6 protein-coding genes are annotated in these 8,580 nt (G+C 48.4%); 3 read left to right on the top strand and 3 right to left on the bottom strand.

All coding sequences use genetic code 11. The annotated features are described in order from the left end of the window. Both L976_RS18405 and L976_RS18400 read right to left on the bottom strand, forming a co-directional pair. The coding region (locus tag L976_RS18405; protein WP_081990971.1) for an efflux RND transporter permease subunit at positions 1 to 2,723 on the bottom strand (2,723 nt) is incomplete at its 3' end. Between the two features lie 3 nt (positions 2,724 to 2,726). After that, positions 2,727 to 3,809, bottom strand: a complete 1,083-nt coding sequence (locus L976_RS18400; protein WP_047539121.1) for an efflux RND transporter periplasmic adaptor subunit — start codon at positions 3,807 to 3,809, stop codon at positions 2,727 to 2,729. A gap of 128 nt (positions 3,810 to 3,937) precedes the next feature. On the opposite strand from L976_RS18400, the gene L976_RS18395 reads away from it, so the two are divergent. Continuing rightward, a complete protein-coding gene (locus tag L976_RS18395) occupies positions 3,938 to 4,927 on the top strand; it encodes a LysR family transcriptional regulator (RefSeq protein WP_047539118.1) in 990 nt (329 codons plus the stop codon). Here L976_RS18395 and L976_RS18390 read toward each other — a convergent pair. After that, entirely contained in the window at positions 4,924 to 6,282 is a 1,359-nt protein-coding gene (locus L976_RS18390; protein WP_037414232.1) for an MATE family efflux transporter, read from the bottom strand. The two genes, L976_RS18395 and L976_RS18390, sit on opposite strands and share 4 nt — an antisense overlap. A gap of 227 nt (positions 6,283 to 6,509) precedes the next feature. On the opposite strand from L976_RS18390, the gene L976_RS18385 reads away from it, so the two are divergent. Beyond that, entirely contained in the window at positions 6,510 to 6,800 is a 291-nt protein-coding gene (locus L976_RS18385; RefSeq protein WP_011071021.1) for a co-chaperone GroES, read from the top strand. Between the two features lie 58 nt (positions 6,801 to 6,858). Next, positions 6,859 to 8,496 carry a chaperonin GroEL gene (groL, locus tag L976_RS18380; protein WP_037430013.1) on the top strand — a complete coding sequence of 546 codons (1,638 nt, stop codon included), beginning with the start codon at positions 6,859 to 6,861 and terminating at the stop codon, positions 8,494 to 8,496. Positions 8,497 to 8,580: the final 84 nt, after the last annotated feature.

The raw sequence follows: 8,580 nt of genomic DNA, 5'->3' as shown, positions 1-8,580 counted from the left end.
AAAAACCCCGCCGATACCCCAATCAAGGCCAATGGCACGGTAAACCAAATCACTAACGGCTGGCGTACCGAGTTAAACAGGAACACTGTGATTAAAAACATCGCTAAGTAACCCAGTGGAATTGAGCTAAATACCGCGGTTTGGGCTTCGCCCGCCGTTTCATACTCGCCACCCCATTCTAAGTGGTAACCCGCAGGCAAGCTGATGGCTTCGACCTTAGCTTTGACTTTACGTAATACTGAGTCGGCGGTTTCATCGCTACCCAGTTTAGGATCGGCTAAAACGGCTAACATCCGCATCCGATCGCGACGTTTTACTAAGGGGTTTTCCCATTGAGTATCGAAGCTGCTTACAACTTGCGTTGCTGGTACAAAGGTGCTGTGCTCGCTACTCCAGATTTGCAGTTTCCACAGGCTGTCCGCCTGTAAACGCTCCTCGGCGGGTGCGCGGGCAACGATGGGGAGTAAATGGCTGGTTTCACGGTACAGGCCAATCTGTTTGCCGCTAAAGTTAACTAACAGTGCGTTATCCAGATCCTGTTTACTGATCCCCGTTTCCCTTGCTTGAGCATTTTCTAATTGCGGACGAATTAAAGTCACTTGGTTGCGCCAGTCATGGCGAATACCGTCCATACTCGGCTCCGCATGGAAGATGGCTTCGGCTTGAGCGCCTAGAGTACGCAGTACTTCGGGATCATCACCGTAGAAGCGAGCCTCAATCTTCGCGGCGGGAGAAGGGCCGTTTTCCATATTCTTTAATCTGAACTGTGCCTGCGGGAATCTCTGATTTAAAAAGGTTTCTAGCTCTGGCATATAGAGTTTTAAGGAGGCTAAATCTGCCATTTCAATAATGAGCTGCGCATAGGCGGGATAGCCCTTTTCGGGTTGATAGGGCAACACAAACCGCTGCGCACCTTGGCCAATGACAGTTGTTAAGTGTTTTAAGCCACTATGTTGTTCCTCGGCTTGCTTGAGTAACTGCTGCTCAATATCGGCGGTAAAGCGTTCAGTGCCTTTAATATCTGTACCTTCTGGCATCCAAATATCGACAAAGAAGATGGGCGTATTAGATGCGGGGAAGAACACATTCTTGATATGACCAAAGCCAATCACTGCGCTAACGAGCATGGCACCGACTAATAAAATGCTGGCGATTCTAAAACGCAGGGCAAAGGTTAAGCTCGCGCGGTATACGCTGAAGAACCAGCCTTTGTAAGGATCCTGCTCCTCCTCATCTGCGGGGGCATCTTTAAACAGCAAATGGCAGAAGAAAGGTGTCAGGGTGATCGCGGTAATCCAACTGATAAATAAGGAAATCATCAACACTTGGAACAGTGAGCGACAAAACTCTCCCGCGGCATTTTGCGATAAGCCAATCGGTGCAAACGCGATAATTGCAATAACGGTGGCGCCAAGCAGTGGCCACTGAGTTTGCGACACAATTTGTTTGGCGGCTTCGAGGCGAGTCTTGCCACGACGCAGACCAATCAAAATGCCTTCGGTAACGACAATGGCGTTATCGACCAACATACCCAAAGCAATAATCAGCGCGCCGAGGGAGATCAGTTGCAGTTCAATACCTAGCACTTTCATCACGATAAAAGTACCGAGAATGGTCAACAGTAAGATGACCCCCATCAATAAGCCTGAGCGTAAACCCATAAACAGCAAGAGTACGGCAATAACGATGGCAATCGATTCTAATAGATTGATCAAAAAGCCATTTACTGTGTCATCCACCGCCAAACTTTGGTTATAAACCGTGTCTAAGCTCATCCCTATTGGGCGCTGAGACTCCAGTTCGGCAAGGCGCTCGCTAACGCTTTTACCCACTTCGACCACGTTGACGCCACTTGAAAAGGAAATCCCAAGGGAGAGGGCGGCTTCGCCACGGTTGTGATAGAGCACGTCAGGGGTTTCATCATAATCTTTTTCTATATGGGCAATATCACCAAGATAGATAAGCTCAGTGCTGCCGGGCGGGCTGACGATCAGACGCGCGAGATCCTGCACACTGCTAAATTCTCCGGTGGGATGGATGCGAATACGATTATCGCCCACCACTAAACTGCCCGCGTTGGAGACCACGTTTTGATTGTTAATCAGGCCGTGGATATAGCTTTGATCTAACCCCAGTGCCGAGAGTTTTTGTTGTGATATTTCAATCACAACCTGCTCAGTTACGCTGCCCGCAACTGAAACCTTTTTGACCCCTGGCACCAGTACCAGTTCGCGGCGCAAATAATCGGCATAATTGCTTAATTCACGGTTACTATAGTCAGGCCCTGAGAGATTAAACAAAATGCCGTACACATCGCCAAAGTCGTCATAGACTTTGGGCGTGCTAGTGCCGGGAGGCAGTTGTCCTGCGGTGTCGTTGACCTTACGACGTACTTCATCCCACACCTGCGGCAGGCTCGTTTTGTCATAGGTTTCTTTGACCTCAATTTGGATCTGCGACAAACCCGCACTGTTAATGGAGGTTACGTGCTTAACCGCATCGAGCTGCTGTAAGGCATCTTCGAGGGGAAGGGTGACTTCTTCTTCCACTTGCTCTGGTGATGCACCCGGATAGGCGGTGATCACTAGGGCTTCTTTAATGGTAAATTCGGGAAACTCTAACTGCCCAAGACCAGTAAAGCTCACACTACCGCCCACGAGTAGCAGTAATACAAACATCCAACTGATGACTTTGTGGCGGATTGAATACTCAGCAATATTCATGGATTAAACTCCGCGCTGCCAGCGTAGTGGTTTGACTTTCATCCCGTCGGATAATTGGGATACACCTGCACTGACAATTAAATCGCCATTATTAATACCGCCAAGCACTTCAACACCTTCACTGGTGACTCGGCCCAAGGTAACAGCAGTGGGTTTCACTTCGCCCGATTGCGCTTGATAGACCCACACTTGGACTCGGCCATCCTGATCGCGTTTATCGATAGCGGTGACTGGCACTATGGCCGATGCTGCTTGGTCTGGGCTTTTCATTAAGGCAAGGGTTAATTCAGCGCTCATCCCTGGAAGTAGTTGAATATCCTTGGGTTGTGGTAGCGAAAACACTACTTCATAGGCCTGAGTGCCGGGTGTAACTTGGGTGGAGTACTCCTTGAATTTCGCATCAAACTCCATGCCTGCTAATGCACTAAAACGCACTTTAGCGACAAACTTTTGCTGCTGGATATAAGTGTTTAAACCAGCGGCCATCGACTCGGGTACTTGGATACTTACATCGAGCAAATGGTTGTTTTGTAGAGTTAATATTCCTTGATTAGCCTGCACAATTTGGTGGTTATCCACTAAACGTTTGGCCACAGTGCCACTAAAAGGGGAGATAAGCTTGGTATAACTTAACTGGTCACGGGCGGCCGCTAAGGCGGCTTTGGCCGATTTAAGCTGTGCTTGGGCGCTATCAAACTCGGCTTGGGAGATTAATTTACGCTTTAGGAGTTCGGTTTTACGCTGAAAATCCGCTGCTAACAGTTCATGGTCTGCTTCGCGGGTCATTAAATTGTTATAGGCATCCCTGTCGTCCAGTTTAGCCAATAGGCTACCTTGGTTAACACTTTGCCCTTCTACCAGCGCCAACTCTGTAAGTTGCCCAGAAATGCGAAAGGACAATTCTGCGCGACTATTGGCGCTCACCCGCGCGGGGAAGGTTCTAAAATCTCCGCCCTCGAGTTTGGCAACCTCAAACAGTTTTACGGGTCTGATGACACTCGCCTGTACCGAGCTTTCCGCTGGCGTGCAGGCTGTAAGCAGGGCTGGCAATAACGCCGCCAAGGGAATAAGTCGATAAGCTTTCATGGTGGAGAGTCCTCAATAACAATTTATCAGCATTTCAGGGGCGCGAAGATATCAGCTAAAGTTGTTGCAATAAACGGGATACTTTGGGATTATCAATCCCACATAATGAGATTGATATTAAGTTAAAAATGAAGACAGAGGACCTCGCGTTATTTCACCGAATCGCTGAAACCGGCAGTTTGATTGAAGCGGCGGATTTGCTTAACTTACCAAAATCGACCGTGAGTCGGCGTTTACAGGCATTGGAAGATGAGCTGAATATCAAGCTATTCCACCGACAGAGCCGCTCGATGACGCTGACCTCGGCGGGAAGCCATTTTTACCAACGTTCACAGAATATCTTGGCGCAGCTCGATGAAACTCTGTTTGAGATGACTAACGAAGATGCTGAGATCAGTGGCCATCTCCGCATTCAAATGTTTCCTATCCACAGTATGAATGTGTTGATGCAAGCCATTTTCCGTTTTATGGATCTGCATCCCAAGCTCACGGTTGAAGTGATTAGTAGCGCAGAATCTGTTGATATGGTTAAGAATAATCTCGATGTAGCCTTTGTGGTCGAACCCGCATTAGATACCTTAGATTTAGTGGTGCGACCGATATTCACCACGGATTTGCGTTTTTATGCCAGTCCCCAATACCTAGTGCAACATGGTATGCCGCAGACTCCACAGGAGATTGAGTCCCATAATGTGGCCTTATTTAGGCTCTCAAATGGCAAGATCTTTAATGAGTTATGGATTGGTGCCGAACAGGAAGTTCGGGTTCGGGGAAATTTCTGCTCCAACAGTGTTGAAGTGGCGGTAGAGTTTGCCCTGCAAGGGCGCGGCATTGTGTATGCGCCTGCGGAAGTGGTGGCTGATTTTGTGGCTTCAGGGCAGCTAATTACCCTGTTGCCCGAGATAGAGTCCCATCCCGGCGAATGCTATTTGGCTTATCCATCAAGACGTTATGTGAGCTTAGCCAGCAGACGCTTTATCGACTTTATTATTAAAGAACTGGCGCCGAAAGGTGTACCAACTAATCTCAGCACGCAAAGTGTGCGCCGAGTTTGTAAGGCATCGGAGGAGCCCTTCCCACCCAATGATGTGCGTTTTAGCCTAAAAAGCACAGCCTAAATCGCGTCGGCGGTCGTGACCTTGGTCGGCTCGCAAATCCGCTGCGCTAAGTAATAACAGGCAATCCCCATCAAGAGGTTGGTGATGGGGAGCGCGAGTAATAAGCCTTTTACGCCATCAATATAAGATCCCAGCGCCGCCAGTGGCAGCATCAATAGCACTAAGCGGCACAGGTTAATCACTAACGAACTCATCGGCCTATGGTACGCATTAAGCGCCGTGGCAAAGATAATCACAATTCCCAGCGGGCCATAGGCGCAGGGCAGCACCAGAATATAAAAACTTAACCACTCTAGCACCTGCGGATCGGTACTAAATAAATTCGCGAGTGGCTGGGCCAAAAACGCCAATGGAATATAGAGTAAGGTTTGGAATACAAAGATAAATTTAAGCGATAGCAGCAAAGCCTGCTTCGCCCTTTGGGGTTGGCCAGCACCGAGATTTTGCGCGATAAACGGCATCAGGCTCGATGATAATGCCATCACCACAATCAACAGCACCGATTCTAAGCGTGTGCCTGCACCAAACGCTGCTACGGCGCTGTGATCGATATGGGCCAGCATCGCCATAATCACCGCATTGGCGAGCGGATTGATTAAATTCATCAATGCCGCAGGCTGGGCAATATGGGCAAGTTTACTCCAGTTGGCACGCATTCTATCGATATCAAATACCGCCCGCTCAAGCATTCGCCGCTTGATGATCAGCAAATAACCCGAGAGCGACAACGCGACAAGCCATGAGAACAGGGTGGCAATCGCTGCGCCTTGGATCTCTAAACGCGGAAAAGGCCCAATACCGAAGATAAGCAAAGGATCGAGGATTAAGTTAATCAGCGCCGCCAGCATCATAATCATCGCTGGTGAGCGAGTGTCGCCCGTGGAGCGTAAGCCTTGGTTGCCCACCATCAATAACACTAACAGCGGCGCGCCCACATACCAATACATCATATAGTCATGAATGAGTGGCAAGCTGGTTTCATTGGCGCCAAGTAAACTAAACAGTGGCTCGATAAAAATACTACCTAGAGCGGATAAACTGGCGATAAGGATAAAGGTCAGCAGCAGCGCATCGTGCAAAAACACCTTGGCACGTGGCGCATTACCCGAGCCAATCAGCCTGCCAAGGTTAGTAGAAACGCCTGCACCAATCCCAATAGCAATGCTGGAAATAATTAACGTTACTGGAAAGGTAAAACTGATTGCAGCTAAAGGCTCTGTCCCTAATTGGCTGATAAAAAAAGTGTCAGCGAGGCTAAAACCTAGAATGGTCATAATGCCAATCAAGTTAGGGAGGCTCATGTTGAGCAGTACACGACCAATTGGCGCGCTGAGCAGCCCGTGTCTGTCTTTCATGGGGAAAATAGTGCCTTGTTTGCGAGCGGAGGCGAGATTCTAGCAGGATTGTGCCCGCTTGAAAAAACCGACATCAAAAATTTGAATTTTTTTTTGTAAAGGCACTTGGATCTGGCAGGGGTTAACCCCATATCACACACATCAAAGGGGAAGGCGGAAAGGCCTCCTCTTTTTCATCACAAAATCGCCTCGATTGTTGGGCATTAAATCATTAGGAGAGTTCATAGATGAATATTCGTCCATTACATGACCGCGTAATCGTTAAGCGTTTAGAAGTTGAATCAACTTCTGCGGGTGGCATTGTATTAACAGGCAGCGCCGCCGAAAAATCGACTCGCGGGGAAGTCCTTGCAGTAGGTAATGGCCGTATTTTAGAAAACGGCACTGTAAGACCTCTGGATGTGAAAGTGGGTGATGTAGTGATCTTCAATGAAGGTTACGGTGTTAAGAAAGAAAAAATCGACGGTCAAGAAGTCTTGATCCTGTCGGAAGCTGACCTGATGGCCATCGTAGGTTAATCCACGACATCAATTCGACATTCCAATTAATCATTAAAAATGTAAAGGATATTCAATTATGGCAGCTAAAGAAGTTGTATTTGGTAACGACGCACGCGTAAAAATGCTGGCTGGTGTAAACATTCTGGCTAACGCAGTTAAAGTGACCTTAGGCCCTAAAGGCCGTAACGTGGTATTAGACAAGAGCTTTGGCTCACCACTGATCACTAAAGACGGTGTGTCTGTTGCAAAAGAAATCGAATTAGAAGACAAATTCGAAAACATGGGCGCGCAAATGGTGAAAGAAGTTGCTTCTAAAGCCAACGACGCCGCCGGTGATGGTACCACTACTGCAACTGTTCTGGCACAAGCCATTGTCACTGAAGGCTTAAAAGCCGTTGCAGCGGGTATGAACCCAATGGATTTAAAGCGCGGTATCGATAAAGCCGTGATTGCCGCCGTTGCTGAACTGAAAAACCTTTCTCAAGATTGCGCTGACTCAAAAGCGATCGCTCAAGTCGGTACTATCTCTGCAAACTCTGACGAGTCAATCGGCCAAATCATTGCCACTGCAATGGAAAAAGTCGGTAAAGAAGGCGTGATCACCGTTGAAGAAGGCCAAGCACTGGAAAACGAACTGGACGTAGTAGAAGGTATGCAGTTCGACCGTGGTTACCTGTCTCCATACTTCATCAACAAGCCAGAAACCGGCAGCGTTGAATTAGATCACCCATTCGTACTGTTAGTCGACAAGAAAATCTCTAACATTCGCGAACTGTTACCAATCCTTGAAGGTCTGGCAAAAACTGGTAAGCCATTACTGATCGTTGCCGAAGATGTTGAAGGCGAAGCCTTAGCTACGCTCGTTGTTAACAACATGCGCGGTATCGTGAAAGTGGCAGCGGTTAAAGCCCCAGGCTTTGGTGACCGTCGTAAAGCCATGCTGCAAGACGTAGCGATTTTAACTGGCGGTACTGTAATCGCTGAAGAAATCGGCCTAGAGCTTGAAAAAGCAACCCTAGAAGATTTAGGTACTGCTAAGCGTGTTGTGATCACTAAAGACAACACCACCATCATCGATGGTAACGGTGAACAAGCGCAAATCGAAGCGCGCGTAAGCCAAATCAAGCAACAAATCGAAGAATCAACTTCAGACTACGACAAAGAAAAACTGCAAGAGCGTATGGCTAAATTAGCTGGCGGTGTTGCGGTAATCAAAGTCGGTGCAGCGACCGAAGTTGAAATGAAAGAGAAAAAAGCTCGCGTAGAAGACGCGCTGCACGCAACCCGTGCTGCGGTTGAAGAAGGTGTGGTTCCAGGCGGCGGTGTTGCTCTGGTACGTGTTGCCTCTAAGATTGCTGACGTTGAAGTAGCTAACGAAGACCAAAAACACGGTGTGGTTATCGCCCTACGTGCAATGGAAGCGCCACTGCGTCAAATCGCAACCAACGCAGGCGAAGAAGCCTCTGTTGTAGCTAACAACGTGAAAAACGGCAGCGGTAACTACGGTTACAACGCGGGCAACGACACCTACGGTGACATGTTAGAAATGGGTATCCTTGACCCAACTAAAGTGACCCGTAGCGCACTGCAATTCGCAGCGTCTATCGCAGGCCTGATGATCACCACCGAAGCAATGGTAGCTGAGCTGCCAAAGTCTGATGCGCCAGATATGGGCGGAATGGGTGGTATGGGTGGAATGGGCGGCATGATGTGATCCTAGCTGGTTAAAATCGTTTATAGCTGCGTTACTTTGTTACTCGTGTAGAAAAACGCTACACGTCGCAACAAAAAGCCTTGC

The sequence above is a fragment of the Shewanella sp. ZOR0012 genome, assembly GCF_000798835.1.
Lineage (GTDB): Bacteria > Pseudomonadota > Gammaproteobacteria > Enterobacterales > Shewanellaceae > Shewanella > Shewanella xiamenensis.
Note: the sequence above shows the minus strand (reverse complement) of the source record. Positions and strands in the feature narration are given on the sequence as shown.